The sequence below is a fragment of the Pantoea sp. ICBG 985 genome (assembly GCF_002928365.1).
Taxonomy (GTDB): domain Bacteria; phylum Pseudomonadota; class Gammaproteobacteria; order Enterobacterales; family Enterobacteriaceae; genus Pantoea; species Pantoea dispersa.
This window is the reverse complement of the sequence record NZ_POWM01000002.1, coordinates 101428-119907: the sequence shown is the minus strand read 5'-3', so window position 1 is coordinate 119907 and position 18480 is coordinate 101428. Positions and strand designations below refer to the sequence as shown.

The following is an 18480-nucleotide window of genomic DNA, read 5'->3' as shown; positions in this document are numbered from 1 at the left end:
CTGGCAAAGCAAATAACCGTCGTCATCGCCTCATGCCAGATAGTGCTTAATCATTGCTGCACATTTTTTCGGCATCTAACAAGATTTCTTTAACTATTTCATCAAGTCGCTAACCATTCCTCAGACCGCAGTTAAATGAAAAATTGCTGAATGGCGCGGCGCGCGGCTGGATATCCCGGTTTACAGGCGACCCGATCAGCGTAAGCATTTAATGTTGACTCCTGCCATTTTAATAGATAATTAAACCAGTTTTAATAGTTAAAAATGCGTTTCGCGCCACTGAATCCGGCAAAGCCTGGCTATCGCGCCAAAACCCAGCGCTGCCCTTCTTTTGTTACGGTGAGAGGAGTAAATTGAGCAGGTTTGATTTTAGTGGCAGGTTAAAAGGACTCTGCCCATTAAGGCGGTAACGATGAATTTTCAAATTGATAAATCCGGCAAGCTGGAAAATGTCTGTTACGACATTCGTGGCCCGGTACTGAAAGAAGCTAAACGTCTCGAAGAAGAAGGCAACAAAGTTCTCAAACTCAACATCGGCAACCCTGCCCCGTTTGGTTTTGAAGCCCCTGATGAAATCCTGGTAGACGTGATTCGTAACCTACCGAGCGCGCAAGGCTATTGCGACTCGAAAGGTCTCTATTCAGCACGTAAAGCCATCATGCAGCACTACCAGGCGCGCGACATGCGCGACGTTACGGTAGAAGATATCTATATTGGCAACGGTGTGTCTGAACTGATCGTGCAGGCGATGCAGGCGCTGCTGAACAGCGGCGATGAGATGCTGGTGCCCGCGCCAGATTATCCGCTGTGGACGGCGGCGGTTTCGCTGTCGAGCGGCAAAGCGGTGCACTATCTGTGCGACGAATCCGCGGGCTGGTTCCCGGATCTGGATGATATCCGCAGCAAAATCACACCGCGTACCCGCGGGATCGTGATCATCAACCCCAACAACCCGACCGGTGCGGTGTACAGCAAAGAGCTGCTGCTGGAGATCGTGGAGATCGCCCGCCAGCATAACCTGATCATCTTCGCCGACGAGATCTACGACAAGATTCTGTATGACGAAGCCCAGCATCATTCGATTGCCGCGCTGGCACCGGATCTGCTGACCGTGACCTTCAACGGGCTGTCCAAAACCTACCGCGTGGCCGGTTTCCGCCAGGGCTGGATGGTACTGAACGGACCGAAGAAGCACGCCAAAGGCTATATCGAAGGTCTGGAGATGCTGGCCTCGATGCGTCTGTGCGCTAACGTGCCAGCGCAGCATGCCATTCAGACTGCGCTGGGCGGCTATCAAAGCATCAGCGAGTTTATCGCGCCGGGTGGACGGCTGTTCGAGCAGCGCCAGCGCGCCTGGGAACTGATTAACGATATTCCCGGCGTCAGCTGCGTGAAGCCGCAGGGCGCGCTCTATATGTTCCCGCGCATCGATGCGAAGAAATTCAACATCATGGACGACCAGAAAATGGTGCTGGATTTCCTGCTGCAGGAAAAAGTTCTGCTGGTGCAGGGCACCGCCTTTAACTGGCCGTGGCCGGATCACGTGCGCATCGTTACCCTGCCGCGCGTGGACGACCTCGAGATGGCCATCAACAAGTTTGGTCGCTTCCTGCAAGGCTATCGCCAGTAATCTGTGACGCGTATACTGTTTGACTTTCGGGGAGCCGCACAAGCTCCCCGCCGTGCAACAGGAACCGTCCATGACCCGTAGCCACTTTTTCGCCCACCTCTCCCGCCTGAAACTCATCAACCGCTGGCCGCTGATGCGCAATGTGCGCACGGAAAATGTCTCCGAGCACAGTCTGCAGGTCGCCATGGTGGCGCACGCGCTGGCCATCATTAAAAACAAAAAATTTAACGGCAATCTGAATGCCGATCGCATCGCCATGCTGGCGCTGTATCACGATGCCAGCGAAGTGCTGACCGGCGATCTGCCCACGCCGGTGAAGTACTACAACGCGCAGATTGCCCATGAATACAAGAAGATCGAAAAGATTGCGCAGCACAAGCTGATTGAGATGCTGCCACCTGAGTTGCAGGACGCGTATCGTCCGCTGCTGGATGAGCACCTGCATAGCGAGAGCGAGCAGGCGGTGGTGAAACAGGCTGATGCGCTGTGCGCCTACCTTAAGTGCCTTGAAGAACTGTCGGCCGGCAACAACGAGTTTCTGCTGGCCAAAGCCCGTCTGGAGAAGACGCTGGCGCAGCGGCGATCGCCGGAGATGGATTACTTCGTTGAAGTCTTCATCCCCAGCTTCAGCCTGTCGCTGGATGAAATTTCCCAGGATACGCCGCTGTAATCTGCGCCGCTCAGCGTGGGCTGTTTCAGGCGCGGAGCGTCACGCTGAAATAACCGTCCGGCTGTTTACTGATGTGCAGCGGCTGCAGATTTTCCACCTGCAGCGCCACTTCACTCAGGCGTGACGCATCGGCTGGTGGATTGACCGCCACCACCGCGCTGCCTGCTTCCAGCCCGGCGATAATGCCCGCCGGTGCATCTTCCACCACCACGCATTCTGGCGCAGAAAGCCCGAGCCGCTCAGCGCCCAGCAAATAAGGTTCAGGATTGGGCTTACCGAATTTAATGTCCTCGGCGGTAATAAACACCTCCGGCAGCGGTAAACCGGCCGCTTTGTGACGGGCATGCGCCACCGGGATCGATCCCGAAGTCACAATCGCCCAGGGAATGTCGAGTGCGTTCAGGGTGGTCAGCAACGCGTGTGCACCGGCAATCGCCTGCACGCCTGCCGTGTCTTCTGCTTCCAGCTGCTCCAGCCAGCGAAATTCGGCCTGGATCGCCGCTTCAGACTGGCCCGCCATAAAGTGGCGCAGCGAGTTGATCGCCGGTTTGCCGTGAATGTAGTCCAGCACCTGCTGCGCGGCCAGGCCGTGGCGCGCGCCCCAGCTTGACCAGGCGCGATTCACGGCCGGCAGTGAATCCACCAGCGTCCCGTCTAAATCAAACAGAAAACCCCTGTACTTCACACGTTGCTCCTTATTCAGGCATTGAGGATTTGCGCGATCTCATTCTCGCTGAGGTGATACTGACGCGGACAAGTGTGCCACACCGCCAGCATGCGTTGGTATTTTTCCCACATCGGGGTTTGCGCATTGAAGCCGTGGGTGCCGGAATCGAAATGGGTATAGCGCCCTTCCACATTAACCATAAAGCGCACATAGCCGAGGTAACGCGCTTCGGTGGCCGCGTCGAAGCCGAGAAACGCCAGGCGACGCTCTTCAATGTTGCACGGCGCTTTGTGATTGGACCAGGAAACATGCAGCGCATGATGCATTTCCATAATGTCGATCAGCGTACGGCAGGTCGCCTCGCTCAGTTCGCCGAACTCTTTGTCCAGCTCGCGCAATTGCAGTCCATAGCCGCGTTCAATAATGGTCTGACAGCGGCGATAGCGCTCGGCGTTATCCGGCTCAAGCATCGCCATCATCTGGTATTGATTAGAAAGAATCAGTCGCTGTGCATGGGTCATTTCCATGGTTTACTCCCGGGCCGCAGGGCCGCTTAAGATTTAAACAATGCAGAAATGATTACACAACGAAAGCGATGCGTGTATGTCCGCATCACTATTCTTTGATTTGAACCGGGATTGGGCGCAAATTCTCTGGCAGAGAAAAGCGCCATTTGATCAAAGATCGTCGAGGAAAGTACGGTCGAGCTGCTTAAAAGCACGCTTGAGCACATCCGCCAGCGCCTGGTAAGTCGGCTTGCCGTCAACGGGGGCGATAGCCTGTCCGGCCTCTTCCAGTTTGGCGCGCACTTCGTGGAACCAGTGCAGCAGCGTTGGCGGCAGCGGCGTGACGGAACGTTTACCCAGCCACCATAATCCCTGCATCGGCAGGCTACAGGCAAACAGCGCGGTGGCAATGGCCGGACCGAGCTGCCCGCCGAGCGCGATTTGCCACGTCAGCGTAAAAATGGCCAGCGGTGGCATAAAGCGAATCGCAAAGCGGGTTGCCGTCACCACACGGTTCTCAGGAAACACCGGCGCCAGACGTTTGTCGGCGGGCCAGGTTTTCATGTAGTGCTGGCCGCGCTGAAATAAGCCGAACCAGCCTGGATTGCCTGCGTCATTCGCCATGGTAGACCTCAACTATTACTGCAACATTTAAAAAAATTTTATAACTACACAACTTTACGTGACATCCTTCAAAAGATTTTGTCTTTGCGGGTCACAGTGGGTATTCTGGCGCCGTTTTTGCAACATTACCGGAAGCCGCAGCGCAATAAAAGAGCGCGCTGGAGCCATGTTTCGCTTCGTGGATTTCAAAAATCTGCGTAAAATTACCGAAATTTTTTGCGTGTCGTTTCTTTTTTGACTAGCGCATGATGTTAATCATTAATCTACCAGCTTTCATAGGCTACGCTGTTAGTCTGATTGCGTTATTTTTAGCCACTATTTAACAAAATAGGTACTTCCATGTCGACGAAGTTAGTACTGGTCCTCAACTGCGGCAGCTCCTCTCTTAAGTTTGCCATTCTCAATCCAGCCAGCGGTGACGAATACCTTTCCGGTCTGGCGGAGTGTTTCCACCTGCCGGAAGCGCGCATCAAGTGGAAACTGGACGGCAGCAAACAGGAAGCCCCGCTCGGCGCGGGCGCAGCGCACAGCGAAGCGCTGAACTTCATCGTTAAAACTATTCTGGCACAAAAACCAGAGCTTTCGGCACAAATCGCTGCAATCGGCCATCGTATCGTTCACGGCGGCGAGCAGCTGACGCAATCGGTGGTGATTGACGAGTCCGTCATTCAGGGCATCAAAGACGCGTCGTCTTTCGCGCCACTGCACAATCCGGCGCACCTGATCGGTATCGACGAAGCGATGAAAAACTTCCCGCACCTGTCGGATAAAAATGTCGCCGTTTTCGACACCGCCTTCCATCAGACTATGCCGGAAGAGTCCTATCTCTATGCCCTGCCATACAACCTGTATAAAGAGCACGGCGTGCGCCGCTACGGCGCGCACGGCACCAGTCACTACTATGTGACGCAGGAAGCCGCCAAAATGCTCAACAAGCCGGTCAGCGAGCTGAACATCATCACCTGCCATCTCGGCAACGGCGGTTCTGTGGCGGCCATCCGTAACGGCCAGTGCGTGGATACCTCAATGGGTCTGACGCCGCTGGAAGGCCTGGTGATGGGCACCCGCAGCGGTGACATCGATCCGGCTATCGTCTTCTTCCTGCACGATACGCTGGGCATGAGCGTGGATGCGATCAACAAACTGCTGACCAAAGAGTCCGGCCTGCTCGGCCTGACCGAAGTCACCAGCGACTGCCGTTACGTAGAAGACAACTACGCCACCAAAGACGATGCCAAACGCGCGATGGATGTGTTCTGTCACCGCCTGGCGAAGTACATCGGCAGCTACACCGCGCTGATGGAAGGCCGTCTGGATGCGGTGGTGTTTACCGGCGGTATCGGTGAAAACGCGGCGATGGTGCGTGAGCTGGCGCTGGACAAACTGGGTCTGCTTGGCTTCGAGGTTGACCACGAGCGCAACCTGGCTGCACGCTTCGGCAAATCCGGCTTCATCAATAAAGAAGGTACCCGCCCGGCGGTGGTGATTCCAACCAATGAAGAGTGGGTCATCGCCCAGGACGCCGCGCGCCTCACCGCGTAATGTTTCTCTCCGTCAGCTTCGGCTGACGGTGTTGTTTTTGACACCCTGTAACACCGCGAGGTTTCTATAGTGTCACGTACAATTATGCTTATTCCTACCGGCACCAGCGTCGGCCTGACCAGCGTCAGCCTTGGCGTGATTCGTGCCATGGAGCGCAAAGGCGTGCGCCTGAGCGTGTTCAAACCGATCGCCCAGCCGCGCGCTGGCGGCGATGCGCCAGACCAGACCACCACCATCATTCGCAAAAACTCCGCGATTCCGGCCGCGGTTCCGCTGCCGATGTCCCGCGTTGAGTCACTGCTGGGTTCTAACCAGCAGGATGTGCTGATGGAAGAGATCATTGCCAACTACCACGCCAACGCCAAAGATGCGGAAGTGGTGCTGGTGGAAGGCCTGGTTCCGACGCGCAAACATCAGTTTGCCTCGGCGCTGAACTATGAAATTGCCAAAACGCTGAATGCGGAAATCGTCTTCGTCATGTCGCTGGGTAACGACTCTCCGGCACAGCTGAAAGAGCGCATCGAACTGACGCAGAGCAGCTTCGGCGGCAGCAAAAACAAAAACATCACTGGCGTCATCATCAACAAACTCAACGCGCCAGTGGATGAGCAGGGCCGTACCCGTCCGGATCTGTCAGAAATTTTCGACGACTCCTCAAAAGCCAGCATCGCCAACATCGATCCTAAGCAGCTGTTCGCTAACAGCCCGCTGCCGGTGCTGGGCTGCGTGCCGTGGAGCTTTGATTTGATCGCGACGCGCGCCATTGATATGTGCCGCCATCTCAACGCGGAGATCATCAACGAAGGTGAAATCCACACGCGTCGCGTCAAATCCGTCACCTTCTGCGCGCGCAGCATCCCGCATATGCTGGAGCACTTCCGTCCGGGCTCGCTGCTGGTGACCTCAGCCGACCGTCCTGACGTGCTGGTGGCGGCCTGTCTGGCGGCGATGAACGGCATCGAAATTGGTGCGGTGCTGCTGACCGGTGGCTATCAGATTGAAGCGCCGATCGCCCGTCTGTGCGAACGCGCCTTCCAGACCGGCCTGCCGGTGTTCATGGTAAAAACCAACACCTGGCAAACCTCGCTCAGCCTGCAGAGCTTCAATCTGGAAGTGCCGGCTGACGACACACAGCGCATTGAAAAAGTACAGGAGTATGTGGCCAGCTTTATCAATGCTGACTGGGTTGAATCACTGACCGCCACATCCGAACGCAGCCGTCGTCTGTCACCGCCGGCATTCCGTTATCAGCTCACCGAGCTGGCGCGTAAAGCCGGCAAGCGCATCGTCCTGCCGGAAGGCGACGAACCGCGCACCGTTAAAGCGGCGGCGATTTGTGCCGAGCGCGGCATCGCCACCTGTGTGCTGCTGGGCAATCCGGATGAGATTCAGCGCGTGGCCGCAGCGCAGGGCGTTGAGCTCGGCAAAGGCATTGAAATTGTCGATCCGCAGGTGGTGCGTGACAACTACGTGCCGCGCCTGGTTGAGCTGCGTAAGAGCAAAGGCATGACCGAAGTGGTCGCGCAGGAGCAGCTGGAAGATAACGTGGTGCTGGGCACCATGATGCTGGAAAGCGGCGAAGTTGACGGTCTGGTCTCGGGCGCGGTTCACACCACCGCCAACACCATTCGTCCGCCGTTGCAGCTGATCAAAACCGCGCCGAACAGCTCGCTGGTCTCCTCGGTATTCTTCATGCTGCTGCCAGAGCAGGTGCTGGTGTACGGCGACTGCGCCATCAACCCGGATCCTAATCCGGAACAGCTGGCCGAGATCGCGATTCAGTCCGCCGACTCCGCCAAAGCCTTCGGCATCGATCCACGCGTAGCGATGATCTCCTACTCTACCGGTAACTCCGGTGCCGGTAGTGACGTAGAGAAAGTGCGTGAAGCAACGCGCATTGCGCAGGAAAAACGCCCGGATCTGGTGATCGATGGCCCGCTGCAGTACGACGCCGCGATCATGGAAGACGTCGCCAAGTCTAAAGCGCCGAACTCGGCGGTGGCCGGACGTGCGACGGTATTCATCTTCCCGGATCTCAACACCGGTAACACCACTTACAAAGCGGTGCAGCGTTCTGCCGACCTGATCTCCATCGGGCCGATGCTGCAGGGCATGCGCAAACCGGTTAACGACCTGTCACGCGGTGCGCTGGTCGATGATATCGTCTACACCATTGCGCTGACGGCGATTCAGTCGCAGCAGGCTGAAGGCTAATCCCCTTCCCCGCTCCGCATCAGCACGCCCGCCCGGGCGTGCTTTTTTTTATCCTGCGCCACAACCCTGCCCGTATAAACGCACTGGCAAAATCCCGCCTGCGCGCTAACACTGATTACACTCTCCCGCGACTTACGAGGTCAGCAATGAGCAACAGTGATGTGCACAGCCGTCGGTTACAGGCCACGCCGCGTGGTGTGGGCGTGATGTGTGATTTCTTTGCGGCGAAAGCCGAAAACGCCACGCTGTGGGACCAGCAGGGGCGCGAATATATTGATTTCGCCGCCGGCATTGCGGTGCTCAATACCGGCCACCGGCATCCCAAAGTGCTGGCGGCAGTACAGCAGCAGCTGACGTGCTTCACCCATACCGCGTTTCAAATCGTGCCGTATGAGAACTACATTCACCTTGCGGAGCGTCTGAATGCGCTGGTGCCGATTGAAGGCGCCGTGAAAACCACCTTCTTCTCTACCGGCGCCGAGGCGGTCGAGAACGCGGTGAAAATCGCGCGCGCAGCCACCGGCCGCCCGGGGATTATCGCCTTCAGCGGCGCGTTCCACGGACGCACCAATATGACCATGGCGCTGACCGGCAAAGTTCTGCCTTACAAAACCGGCTTCGGCCCGTTTGCCAGCCCGGTGTTTCACGCGCGCTACCCCAATGCGCTGCATAACGTCAGCGTGCACGATGCGCTCGACAGTCTGGAGACGATTTTCCGCAGCGATATCGCGCCACAGCAGGTGGCGGCCATCATCTTTGAACCGGTTCAGGGCGAAGGCGGATTTTATGTCGCGCCGCCAGAGTTTGTGACGGCGCTGCGCCAGCTGTGCGATCGCCACGGCATCCTGCTGATCGCCGATGAAGTACAGAGCGGTTTTGCGCGCACCGGCAGGCTGTTTGCCAGTGAATATTATGAGGTGCAGCCGGATCTGATCACGCTGGCGAAAAGTCTGGCAGGCGGGTTTCCGCTGTCGGCGGTGAGCGGCCGGGCCGCGGTGATGGATGCACCGGAGCCGGGTGGTCTGGGCGGCACCTATGCCGGCCATCCGCCAGCAATTGCCGCCGCGCATGCGGTGCTGGATATTATCAGTGAGGAAAAGCTGTGCGAGCGTGCGCAATGGCTCGGTACGCAGCTGGCGGAAGCGTTGAACGGCGCCGGCTGCCGTGCGCTGGCCGAGGTACGCGGCTATGGATCGATGATGGCGGCGGAATTCCATGACGCCAGCGGCCGACCCTCAGCGGAGATCGCCAAAGCGATTCAGCAGCAGGCGCTGGCCGAAGGATTGATCCTGCTGACCTGCGGCGTGCACAGCAACGTGATCCGCTTTCTTTATCCGCTAACCATTCCGGACGCCCAGTTCAGTACGGCGCTGAACATTCTCACCCGCATTCTCAGCCAGCATTAAACACAAAAGGCACCCTTAGGGTGCCTTAATGCGGAAGCGCAGGAATCAGGCTTCGCTGCTTTGCTTACTGCGCACCGCGTCACTGTTGCGGCTCAGCCACAGCGACAGGGCTTTGAGTGAATCATCGGTGAATTCATCACAGCGGGCGGTGATCTCTTCCGGCGTCATCCAGAACACTTCATCCACTTCCTCTTCCTGCATGGCAAACGGACCGTGCGACACGCAGCTGAACAGTCCACCCCATACGCGGCAGTGCTGATCTTCGAAGTAGAATTTGCCGTGCTCGGCGAACGGGACATCAGCGATGCCGAGCTCCTCTTCCGCTTCACGACGGGCGGATTCCAGCAGGTCTTCACCGCTTTGCACCACGCCGCCCGCAGTGGCATCCAGCATACCCGGCATGAAATCTTTGCTCTCGGTACGGCGTTGCACCAGAATCTTGCCCATGCCGTCGTGCACCACAATATAGGTAGCGCGATGGCGCAGACATTGCGCACGCATCTGCGCACGGCTGGCCTGCGCAATCACTTCGTTTTCTTCGCTAACGATATCCACCCACTCGATACCGTCACCTGCCGTTTGATCCACCATCCGGTAACCCTTTCTCTGTTTTCGGCGTGCCCAGCACGCGCCTGTTTGCGATGCTTTATTAGAATGAGCGCTAAGGTAAAGCGTTCTTTTCGCCGCCGCAAGGTTTTAGCGTGCTTTACCCGACTCGGCCAGCCACAGCTGCACCGAGGCGCGCTGCCACTGGAATTCTGCATAGTGCTGCAGCTTCACCGGCAGCGGATCGCCGTGCAGCGCCAGCCGGTTAATCATCACCGCCAGGTCAGTGTCGGCAATCGACCACTCGCCAAACAGGTTCTGTTGGCCGTCCGGCAGCAGGCGCTGCACCGCGGCAATCAATTTACTGGCGGCCTGTTCGCCAGCGGGCGTGAGCGGAGCAAAGCGTTCAGCAGCAAACAGCACCTCAGTGGGTCGCTCCGTGCGCAGCGCCAGTAAATCGCTGCGCAGCCATGCCTGCACTTCGCGCGCGTGGGCACGTTTTTCGCGATCGCGCGGATAGAGGCGCTCAAACTCCGGCGCCGGAAAACGCTCTTCGAGATATTCGGCGATGGCCGAGGATTCATTCAGGCTGACATCATCAATTTGCAGCGTGGGCACACGGCAGGTCAGCGACAGGCCGCGGTATTCATCGTCAAGCTGTGCATTGCGCGACAGGTCAACGCGCCTGACCGTAAAGGGAATGCCCTTCTCGGTAAGCGCAACATAAACTGACATGGCATACGGGCTAAAAAAACAGGAATCGGACCACAACGTAATGGCGGGATAGTTCATCAGCTGCCTCGGCTAAGCGTCAGGTGTGCATCATGTTTACCGATTTTTGCCGGCTAAGGCAATGGCGCGCTGGTCCGATGTTTTGCCGCAGGACCACGGCAAACTGGCGGTTTTTCATCATAAGCGTAAGCGCTGTCACGCCGCAGCGGCACTTCTCTTCTATGCTCAATTCAGAGCAGATAATTAATGACAGGGAGACTAAACATGCACCTGCTTATTACCGGCGGTACCGGCTTGATAGGTCGCCATTTAATTCCGCGCCTGCTGCAGCTGGGCCATCAGGTGAATGTGGTAACGCGTGACGTGGCGGCCGCGCGGGAAAAACTCGATGCGCGCGTGATGCTGTGGTCGGGCATTAACCAGCAGTCCGATCTCAATGCTATTGACGGCGTCATCAATCTGGCGGGAGAACCGATTGCCGACAAGCGCTGGACCGAGCAGCAGAAGCAGCGCCTGTGCGAAAGCCGCTGGCAAATCACTGAACAGATCGTCTCGCTGATCCACGCCAGCAGCAATCCGCCGCGCCTGTTGATTTCCGGCTCGGCCACCGGCTTTTATGGTGATACCGGCGATGTGGTGGTGACCGAGGACGATCCGGGCCACGAGGAGTTTACCCACACCCTGTGCGCCCGCTGGGAGCAGCTGGCGCTGAAGGCGCAAAGCGAGCGCACCCGCGTGTGCCTGCTGCGCACCGGCGTGGTGCTGGCGCGCGAAGGTGGCGCGCTGAGCAAAATGAAGCTGCCGTTCAAACTTGGCGTCGGCGGACCGATTGGCAGCGGCAAACAGTACCTGCCGTGGATCCATGTGGACGATCTGGTCAACGCCATCCTGTGGTTGATCGATAACGATCAGTTGCAGGGCCCGTTCAACATGGTGGCGCCTTACGCGGTGCGCAACGAGCAGTTCGCCGCCACGCTGGGCTTGGTGATGCACCGTCCGGCCTTTATGCGCACTCCGGCCAGCGCCATCAAACTGATGATGGGAGAATCCGCCGTGCTGGTGCTGGGCGGGCAGCACGTGCTGCCGAAGCGGCTGGAGGAGTCCGGCTTTGGTTTCCGCTGGTACGATTTACACGAAGCGCTGCAGGATGTCGCCGGCTGATGCGTCTCCGCTCAGGCTTACCGCGGCGCCACGGCGGGCGTGAGGCAAAGCTGCTGCAGGAAACGCGCCGTTAACGGTCGGGCATCCTGCCTGCGCCAGACGGCATATAGCACGATCTCCAGCGCCAGATCTGGCACGGGCAGCAGGATGACATTATCCGGAACGATGCGCGCCAGGCTGTGCTGGATCAGGGTGAAACCCAGCCCGGCTTCGACACAGGCAAGCGCGGCCAGCGGACCATTCACTTCAAAACGAATATCCGGCTGGAAACCGGCGCGCTGGCAGGCTGCCAGCAATCGCGCCCGCGCGGCAGGGTTGAGATTTTCCTGGTCGGCAATCCACGCCCGGCCGTGCAAATCAGACGGTACGGGCGCGGTCAGCGCGCTGGATGCCGGCATCGCCAGCAGCACCGGCTCGGTCGCGATCTTCTTATGCACAAAATCCGCGTCGTCGTGCGGCAGCGTATGCACAATGGCAATATCGATCGCCCCCGCCTCTAACCGGGCAATTTGCTGTGCGGAACGTAACGCATGCAGCCGGACATCAATGCCCGCCCCCGGTGCCAGCCGCGCCAGCGCCGCGGGCAGCAGGCGCGAGTGAATAGCCGCCTCCACATATCCAATATCCAGCCGCCCAACGTCCCCCTGCTGCAGATGCTGCGCATACTCTTTTAACCGTTCGTGATGCTGCAAAAAGGGCGTCACCTCGGTGAGGAAGCGCTTACCCTCGTCCGTCAGGCGCAGACGTTTCTTTTCACGGTGAAACAGCACCATCCCCAGTTCGCTTTCCAGCTGCTGAATTTGCCGGCTAAGCGGTGACGGCGAAATATGTAACCGTTCCGCAGCCTGACCAATATGCTCCAGCGCCGCGACAGTGGCAAAGGCGCGCAAAATTTTTATGTCCATGACAATCCGGGTCTCAACTCTGTCAAAAATGACACTGGTCACCTTAACGGTGTTAGCGTCATTATCGCGCTGACAGCCACTGACGCAGCATTATCATCGCGCTAATCCGCCGCGAAAATTGCCGCGTTATTTTGTTTAACGTGAACGAGTAAATTAGCGCACAGAGATCATTATGAGCCAGGCAATATTTTCATACACCATTGGGAAATATCAGGTCAGCGCCATCAGCGATGGCACCATGCAAGCCAGTCTGAGTTTATTAACGGATATCCACCACGACGATGCGGTCGATCTGCAACGCCAGGCAGGCATAGCACAGCCGGGCGACATCCATGTGTTTTGTTATCTGCTCCGCGGTCAGGGACGCGTGATTCTGGTGGATACCGGGATGGGAAAACGCGATGCGCAGAGCGGCAAATTACTGCCTCATCTGCAGCTGGCCGGGGTGACGCCGGACGACATCGATACCCTGTTATTAACCCATGCGCACCCCGATCATATTGGCGGCTTGCTGGACAGCGCGGGTCAGCCGGTCTTTCGCCATGCCCGGCTCTGCCTCAGCCACAGCGAAGCCGCCTTCTGGCAGGATGATGCGGCGATCAGCCAGCTGAGTGAACGCGCGCAGTTAAACGCGGCGCTGGTGCGGCGCACGCTGCAGGCTTATGGCCCGCGGCTGCAGCTGATAGCGGATGAGGAGATCAGCCCGGGAATCCGTGCGCTGGCGTTGCCCGGTCATACTCCGGGGCATTGCGGGTTTCGCATTGATTCAGACGGCGAGCGTTTATTGATTTGGGGTGATATTGTGCATTACCCGCCTGTTCAGCTGGCCTGTCCGCAGGTTTCTATCGCCTTCGATATTGATCCCGTCATGGCCAGAGAGTCGCGCCAGCGTATTTTGCAGCAGGTGGCAGCGGAAAATACGGTGATTGCCGGCATGCATTTTGGCGCGTCTGGCTTTGCCAGAATCGTGGCGTTAGCGAACGGCGGTTATACGGCCAGCTATGTGTCAGCATGTGACGATGGCGAAGCGAGTGAGCCATGACCGACTAACAGGCGGATTGGCGGTGACAGTACACCTGACCCTCCGCCTGTTATCACTTACGCCTGTTTCGGCTGGCCGTTCGACGCCGTCAGACCGCCATCGACCGGCAGGTTAACGCCGGTGATGTAACGCGCGTCGTCGCTGGCGATGAAAGCAATCGCGCTGGCGATATCTTCCGGTTCACCGGCGCGGCCCAGCGGAATACGGTCATAGAAGCGTGCAAGCAGCGCCTCATCGTTTTTCATATCTTCGGTGAGATCGGTAAAGGTAAAACCCGGGCATACGGCGTTAACGCGCACGCCGTCGGTGCCATAATCCATCGCCAGCGCGCGGGTGAAATTGGTCACCGCGCCCTTGGCGGCGTTGTAGACACTCATGCCCCAGTCGCCGCCCAGTCCGGATACCGACGAGGTATTCACTACGTTGCCTTTACTGTTGAGCAGCGCGGGCATAAAGAAGTGGGTGCAGTAAAATACACCGTCGAGGTCATTGCTCATCAGAGACTTCCAGTCCGCTATCGACACTTCGTGAATTTTGCCCTGCACAATGCTGCCGGCGTTATTCACCAGTACATCCACGCGCCCATACTGCTGCTGCACCTGCTCTGCCAGCTGTTTAACCTGATCCGCATCGCCGACGTCGCAGGGTGCCACCAGATGATTCTCGCCGCTCAGCGTGTTCAGCACCTGTTCCAGCTTGTCGCGGGTTCTGCCCACCAGCACCACCTGTGCGCCTTCACTGGCGAAACGCTGCGCCGCGGCGGCACCAATGCCGGATCCGGCTCCGGTAATCACCACCACTTTCTCTGCAAAGCGCGACATATTTCCTCCTGGTTATTTCGTGGTTGAAACGGTTAAGCCTGGCAGCCAGCGCGCTGAGTTCAAGCGAAGCCTGCAGATTTAACGTGGCGCTTAGTTCAGGAAATAACCGGCGGATTATCAAATAGTGCACTTTTTTGTACGGTTATTGGTCGCCACCACGCAGCCCGTCTACAGTTAACATTCGCGATAAAAATTTACAAAAACTGAAGATTCCGGCCCGTTGTGCCGCTGCGCACGCCGGCCGATTACGCCTTATCTTGTTACTCTGTCTGGAAGCGATAATGAAAAAACGAGCCAAAACCCTGCCCGGTGTCACACGACGCCAGGTACTAACCTGGTCGACGCTGGGCGTTGCCGCTGGCGTCACCCGCGCCGCCGATGCCGTCTCCCTCAAGGGCGCCCCCGGCTGGACGCCCTTCGCCGATAACCCACCGGAACAGTTCCAGGCTCAGGGCTGGCTGTTCTTTACCGAGGAAGAAGCGCGCACCGTGGAAGCCATGGTTGACCGCATTATTCCGGCGGACGAGCTGAGCGTGGGCGGCAAAGAAGCCGGCTGCGCTGTCTTTATCGACCGCCAGCTGCACGGCTTTTATGGCACCTTCGAACGCCTCTACATGCAGGGCCCGTTTCAGCAGGGCACCACCGAGCAGGGCGACCAGTCGCCGCTGGTGCCGCAACAGCGCTATCGCCAGGGGCTGGCGGCGCTCAACCGCTACGTGCAGCAAACTTCGCAAAAGAACTTTGTCGATCTGACGCCGGCGCAGCAGGACGCGCTGCTGGCAGACATGGAAGCCGGAAAGGTGCATTTCAGCGGCTTTGATGCGCAGTCGCTGTTTCTTGAGGTGCTGAACAACACCATGGAAGGCTTCTTTGCCGATCCGATCTACGGCGGCAACAAAGACATGGTGTCGTGGAAGATGCTGGGCTTTCCCGGCGCGCGCTATGACTATCGCGAATACGTTGAGCGCCACAACGAAAATCTGGGCTTAGAGCCGATCAGCATTGCGCAATGGAAAGCACGGGGATAGATGATGAAGAAATTACCAAAAACCGATGTGGTGGTGATTGGTCTCGGCTGGGCCGGATCGATTATCGCCAATGAACTGGCCGACGAAGGCCTGGAAGTGATCGGCATTGAGCGCGGCCCGTGGCGCGACACCGCGCGCGACTTCAATATTGGCACCGTCACCGACGAGCTGCGCTACGTGATGCGCGAAGAGCTGATGCTACGCACGCGGCAGAACACCTGCACCATGCGCAACAATCCGTCGCAAACCGCTCTGCCGATGCGTACCTGGGGCTCGTTCCATCCGGGCAACGGCACCGGCGGCGCGGGCAACCACTGGGCCGGCATTACCTTTCGCTTTCAGCCGGAAGAGTTTCGCCTGAAAAGCCACCTGACCGAACGCTACGGCGCCAGTGCCATTCCGGATGAGCTGGTGCTGCAGGACTGGGGCACCAGCTGGGAGGAGATGGAGCCGCACTACATGCAATTTGAGCGCGTGGCCGGCACCTCGGGTTACGCCGGCAATATTCAGGGACAGAAACGGGCGGGCGGCAATCCGTTCGAAGGTGCGCGGTCGGCCGACTATCCGACGCCGCCGCTGCGCCAGCCCTATGGTCCGACGCTGTTTGCCGAAGCAGCAAAAAATCTCGGCTACCAGCCGTTTCCGGTGCCGTCCTCGCTGGTCTCCGAGGCGTACACCAATCCCTATGGCGTCACCATGGGTCCCTGCACCTTCTGCGGCTTCTGCACCAACTACGGCTGCGCCAACTACTCGAAAGCCAGCGCCATCACCACCGTGCTGCCGGCGCTGATGCGCAAAGAGAACTTTACCGCGTACACCAACTGCGAAGTGCTGGAAGTGCTGACCGATGCCAGCGGCAAACAGGCCACCGGCGTCACCTACATCGACTCCTCCGGCGATAAGTGGGAACAGCCGGCCGATCTGGTGATCGTCGCCGCCTTTACCTTTGAAAACGTGCGCCTGATGCTGCTCTCCGGCATTGGCCAGGCTTATGATCCGGTCACCAACAAAGGCACCACCGGCCGCAATTACGCCTACCAGACGGCCAACGGCGTCACGCTGTTTTTTGACAACAAAAACTTTAACCCGTTTATCGGTGCCGGCGCGGTGGGCATGGGCATTGATGAATTCAATAACGATAATTTTGACCACAGCGGTCTGGGCTTCTTCGGCGGCGGCAGCATCCGCGTGACGCCCATCGGCTCGGCACCGATTGGCTACCGGCCGCTGCCGCCCAACACGCCCAAATGGGGCTCGAAGTGGAAGCGCGCGCTGAAAGACAACTATCTCAGCACCATGTCGATTGGCTGCGAGGCCAGCAGCTACACCACGCGCACCAACTATCTGTCGCTCGATCCCAACTACAAAGATCCGCACGGCCGACCGCTGCTGCGCATTACTTTCGACTTTGCGGCGAACGATCTGAAAATGGCGCAGTACTGCACGGGTAAAGTGGCGGAAATCGCTAAATCAATGAACCCGCGCGAGATGATTGTCAAACCGATGACCGGCCACTGGAGCAGCGTGCCGTATCAGTCGTCGCACGTGGTTGGCGGCTTTATCATGGGCAGCGATCCCTCAACCAGCTCGGTCAATAAACATCTGCAGGTGTGGGATGTACCGAACCTGTTCGTGGTGGGCGCGTCAGCCTTTCCGCAAAACCCGGGCTATAACCCGACCGGCACCGTCGGCGCGCTGGCATTCAAAGCGGCGCATGCGATTCGTCACTACTATCTGCAACGTCCCGGGGAGATGATTACCGCATGAAAACACGCCTCTCTCTGTGCGCTGCCGCGCTGCTGCTTACCAGCTTTGTGTCTCACGCACAGCCGGAATACGATCAGTACGCGCGCGGCAGCTATATCGCCACGCTGGCGGACTGCACCGCCTGCCACACCGCCGATCCGCAGCAGCCGTTTGCCGGGGGCGTCAGATTGCAGACGCCGTTTGGTACGCTGGTCGGCGCTAACATCACGCCGGACCGCGAAACCGGCATCGGCAACTGGCGCTATGAAGATTTCCGCCGCGCCATGACCGAGGGCATCGGCCACGGCGGCAAGCGGCTGTACGGCGCGATGCCGTTCACCGCCTACACCAAAATGTCGGATAAGGATCTGCAGGATTTGTGGGCATGGATGCAGACGCTGCAGCCGATACACAACCCGGTCGAGACCAATCAGCTGCCCTTCCCTTTCAACATCCGCACCAGCCTGATGGTGTGGAACTGGATCAACTTTGACCAGGGCGCGTTCCAGCCGGACGCCCGTCAATCCGCCCAGTGGAATCGCGGTGCGTATCTGGTGCAGGGCGCGGGCCACTGCGGCACCTGCCATACGCCGAAAAATCTGCTCGGCGGCGATAAAAACGGCGCGTTTTTGCGTGGCGAAGTGGTCGAAGGCTGGATGGCGCCGGACATCACCGCGAACCCGCACAGCGGGCTGGGCAAATGGAGCCAGCAGGATATCGTCAGCTACCTGCGTACCGGCGTGAACCGTTTCGATATCGCTTCCGGTCCGATGGCCGACGCGGTGCGTCACTCCACGCAGCACTGGCGCGATGAAGATCTGCAGGCGGTGGCGGTGTACCTGAAAAGCGGTGAATCGCGTGATGAGCAAGCGCCCGCCGCACTTGCCGCGACGGACGATCGCATGAAGCTGGGCGCGCAAATCTATGCGGCGAAGTGTTCAGCCTGCCACAGCCCGGGCGGTCGCGGTGAGAAGAATATCTTCCCGCAGCTGGCGGACAATCCGTTGCTCAATCAGGAGGATGCCACCTCGCTGATTCGGGTGGTCGCCGCCGGCAGTCGCGGTGTCGATACCGATGCCCGCCCGACGGCACCGGCAATGCCGGCCTTTGCCGGCACGCTGGGTGATGAGGAGATCGCCGCAGTGGTGAGCTACATCCGCAACAGCTGGGGAAATGCCGCCGCACCGGTCAGCGCTGACGACGTGAAGAAAGTGAAACAGAAGCTGGAATAGCGCCGGGT

General features: G+C 58.5%; 17 protein-coding genes. 10 read left to right on the top strand and 7 right to left on the bottom strand.

The window, feature by feature from the left end; translation table 11 throughout:
• Positions 1 to 412: 412 nt before the first annotated feature.
• Positions 413 to 1630 (top strand): pyridoxal phosphate-dependent aminotransferase, encoded by a 1218-nt coding sequence (locus C1Y42_RS06630; protein WP_021509208.1) that lies wholly within the window; start codon positions 413 to 415, stop codon positions 1628 to 1630.
• 70 nt (positions 1631 to 1700) lie between these two features.
• Positions 1701 to 2300, top strand: coding sequence for a 5'-deoxynucleotidase (gene yfbR, locus C1Y42_RS06625; protein ID WP_021509207.1), 600 nt, complete (start codon positions 1701 to 1703; stop codon positions 2298 to 2300).
• A 25-nt stretch (positions 2301 to 2325) separates the two neighbouring features.
• On the opposite strand, the gene C1Y42_RS06620 is transcribed toward yfbR, so the two are convergent.
• From C1Y42_RS06620 to yfbV, 3 genes are all read right to left on the bottom strand, one after another.
• A complete protein-coding gene (locus C1Y42_RS06620; protein ID WP_104093073.1) occupies positions 2326 to 2985 on the bottom strand; it encodes a sugar phosphatase in 660 nt (219 codons plus the stop codon).
• Positions 2986 to 2999: 14 nt separating this feature from the next.
• The gene (locus C1Y42_RS06615) at positions 3000 to 3494 is read right to left on the bottom strand and encodes a YfbU family protein (RefSeq protein ID WP_104093072.1); all 495 of its coding nucleotides are present in this window, start codon (positions 3492 to 3494) and stop codon (positions 3000 to 3002) included.
• A 150-nt stretch (positions 3495 to 3644) separates the two neighbouring features.
• Positions 3645 to 4097 (bottom strand): terminus macrodomain insulation protein YfbV, encoded by a 453-nt coding sequence (gene yfbV, locus C1Y42_RS06610; protein WP_021509204.1) that lies wholly within the window; start codon positions 4095 to 4097, stop codon positions 3645 to 3647.
• Between the two features lie 339 nt (positions 4098 to 4436).
• Here yfbV and ackA point away from each other — a divergent pair, with 339 nt between their 5' ends.
• From ackA to C1Y42_RS06595, 3 genes are all read left to right on the top strand, one after another.
• On the top strand, positions 4437 to 5639 hold the full coding sequence (gene ackA, locus C1Y42_RS06605) for an acetate kinase (RefSeq protein ID WP_021509203.1): 1203 nt from the start codon (positions 4437 to 4439) through the stop codon (positions 5637 to 5639).
• 69 nt (positions 5640 to 5708) lie between these two features.
• The gene (gene pta / locus C1Y42_RS06600) at positions 5709 to 7853 is read left to right on the top strand and encodes a phosphate acetyltransferase (protein ID WP_199188961.1); all 2145 of its coding nucleotides are present in this window, start codon (positions 5709 to 5711) and stop codon (positions 7851 to 7853) included.
• 146 nt (positions 7854 to 7999) lie between these two features.
• Positions 8000 to 9259: a 4-aminobutyrate--2-oxoglutarate transaminase gene (locus tag C1Y42_RS06595; RefSeq protein WP_088517047.1), complete on the top strand. Its 1260-nt coding sequence runs from the start codon at positions 8000 to 8002 to the stop codon at positions 9257 to 9259.
• 45 nt (positions 9260 to 9304) lie between these two features.
• Here the strand turns inward: C1Y42_RS06595 and yfcD are convergent, their stop codons facing one another.
• Complete coding sequence (yfcD, locus tag C1Y42_RS06590) at positions 9305 to 9850, bottom strand: NUDIX hydrolase YfcD (protein ID WP_021509200.1); 546 nt, start codon at positions 9848 to 9850, stop codon at positions 9305 to 9307.
• Between the two features lie 105 nt (positions 9851 to 9955).
• On the bottom strand, positions 9956 to 10597 hold the full coding sequence (gene yfcF / locus C1Y42_RS06585; protein WP_021509199.1) for a glutathione transferase: 642 nt from the start codon (positions 10595 to 10597) through the stop codon (positions 9956 to 9958).
• A gap of 204 nt (positions 10598 to 10801) precedes the next feature.
• Here yfcF and C1Y42_RS06580 point away from each other — a divergent pair, with 204 nt between their 5' ends.
• Positions 10802 to 11698, top strand: a complete 897-nt coding sequence (locus tag C1Y42_RS06580) for a TIGR01777 family oxidoreductase (protein WP_104093070.1) — start codon at positions 10802 to 10804, stop codon at positions 11696 to 11698.
• Between the two features lie 17 nt (positions 11699 to 11715).
• On the opposite strand, the gene C1Y42_RS06575 is transcribed toward C1Y42_RS06580, so the two are convergent.
• Positions 11716 to 12603: a LysR family transcriptional regulator gene (locus C1Y42_RS06575; protein WP_104093069.1), complete on the bottom strand. Its 888-nt coding sequence runs from the start codon at positions 12601 to 12603 to the stop codon at positions 11716 to 11718.
• Positions 12604 to 12775: 172 nt separating this feature from the next.
• Between C1Y42_RS06575 and C1Y42_RS06570 the strand changes: the two genes are divergently transcribed.
• Complete coding sequence (locus C1Y42_RS06570; protein ID WP_104093068.1) at positions 12776 to 13645, top strand: MBL fold metallo-hydrolase; 870 nt, start codon at positions 12776 to 12778, stop codon at positions 13643 to 13645.
• A gap of 56 nt (positions 13646 to 13701) precedes the next feature.
• On the opposite strand, the gene C1Y42_RS06565 is transcribed toward C1Y42_RS06570, so the two are convergent.
• A complete protein-coding gene (locus C1Y42_RS06565) occupies positions 13702 to 14466 on the bottom strand; it encodes an SDR family NAD(P)-dependent oxidoreductase (protein WP_104093067.1) in 765 nt (254 codons plus the stop codon).
• 281 nt (positions 14467 to 14747) lie between these two features.
• Between C1Y42_RS06565 and C1Y42_RS06560 the strand changes: the two genes are divergently transcribed.
• Genes C1Y42_RS06560 through C1Y42_RS06550 form a run of 3 tightly spaced genes read left to right on the top strand, consistent with a single transcriptional unit; the run spans position 14748 to position 18472 of the window.
• Positions 14748 to 15494, top strand: coding sequence for a gluconate 2-dehydrogenase subunit 3 family protein (locus tag C1Y42_RS06560; protein ID WP_021509194.1), 747 nt, complete (start codon positions 14748 to 14750; stop codon positions 15492 to 15494).
• Positions 15495 to 17261, top strand: a complete 1767-nt coding sequence (locus C1Y42_RS06555; RefSeq protein WP_021509193.1) for a GMC family oxidoreductase — start codon at positions 15495 to 15497, stop codon at positions 17259 to 17261. It begins immediately after the preceding gene.
• On the top strand, positions 17258 to 18472 hold the full coding sequence (locus C1Y42_RS06550; protein ID WP_104093066.1) for a cytochrome c: 1215 nt from the start codon (positions 17258 to 17260) through the stop codon (positions 18470 to 18472). The genes C1Y42_RS06555 and C1Y42_RS06550 overlap by 4 nt, the downstream gene beginning before the upstream one ends.
• Positions 18473 to 18480: the final 8 nt, after the last annotated feature.

What these genes read in the sequence shown, in the direction of transcription:
- C1Y42_RS06630 (WP_021509208.1), top strand. Translation starts at nt 413, where the DNA reads ATGAATTTTCAAATTGATAAATCCGGCAAGCTGGAAAATGTCTGTTAC.
- yfbR (WP_021509207.1), top strand. Translation starts at nt 1,701, where the DNA reads ATGACCCGTAGCCACTTTTTCGCCCACCTCTCCCGCCTGAAACTCATC.
- C1Y42_RS06615 (WP_104093072.1), bottom strand. Translation starts at nt 3,494, where the DNA reads ATGGAAATGACCCATGCACAGCGACTGATTCTTTCTAATCAATACCAG.
- yfbV (WP_021509204.1), bottom strand. Translation starts at nt 4,097, where the DNA reads ATGGCGAATGACGCAGGCAATCCAGGCTGGTTCGGCTTATTTCAGCGC.
- ackA (WP_021509203.1), top strand. Translation starts at nt 4,437, where the DNA reads ATGTCGACGAAGTTAGTACTGGTCCTCAACTGCGGCAGCTCCTCTCTT.
- C1Y42_RS06595 (WP_088517047.1), top strand. Translation starts at nt 8,000, where the DNA reads ATGAGCAACAGTGATGTGCACAGCCGTCGGTTACAGGCCACGCCGCGT.
- yfcD (WP_021509200.1), bottom strand. Translation starts at nt 9,850, where the DNA reads ATGGTGGATCAAACGGCAGGTGACGGTATCGAGTGGGTGGATATCGTT.
- yfcF (WP_021509199.1), bottom strand. Translation starts at nt 10,597, where the DNA reads ATGAACTATCCCGCCATTACGTTGTGGTCCGATTCCTGTTTTTTTAGC.
- C1Y42_RS06580 (WP_104093070.1), top strand. Translation starts at nt 10,802, where the DNA reads ATGCACCTGCTTATTACCGGCGGTACCGGCTTGATAGGTCGCCATTTA.
- C1Y42_RS06575 (WP_104093069.1), bottom strand. Translation starts at nt 12,603, where the DNA reads ATGGACATAAAAATTTTGCGCGCCTTTGCCACTGTCGCGGCGCTGGAG.
- C1Y42_RS06570 (WP_104093068.1), top strand. Translation starts at nt 12,776, where the DNA reads ATGAGCCAGGCAATATTTTCATACACCATTGGGAAATATCAGGTCAGC.
- C1Y42_RS06565 (WP_104093067.1), bottom strand. Translation starts at nt 14,466, where the DNA reads ATGTCGCGCTTTGCAGAGAAAGTGGTGGTGATTACCGGAGCCGGATCC.
- C1Y42_RS06560 (WP_021509194.1), top strand. Translation starts at nt 14,748, where the DNA reads ATGAAAAAACGAGCCAAAACCCTGCCCGGTGTCACACGACGCCAGGTA.
- C1Y42_RS06555 (WP_021509193.1), top strand. Translation starts at nt 15,495, where the DNA reads ATGATGAAGAAATTACCAAAAACCGATGTGGTGGTGATTGGTCTCGGC.
- C1Y42_RS06550 (WP_104093066.1), top strand. Translation starts at nt 17,258, where the DNA reads ATGAAAACACGCCTCTCTCTGTGCGCTGCCGCGCTGCTGCTTACCAGC.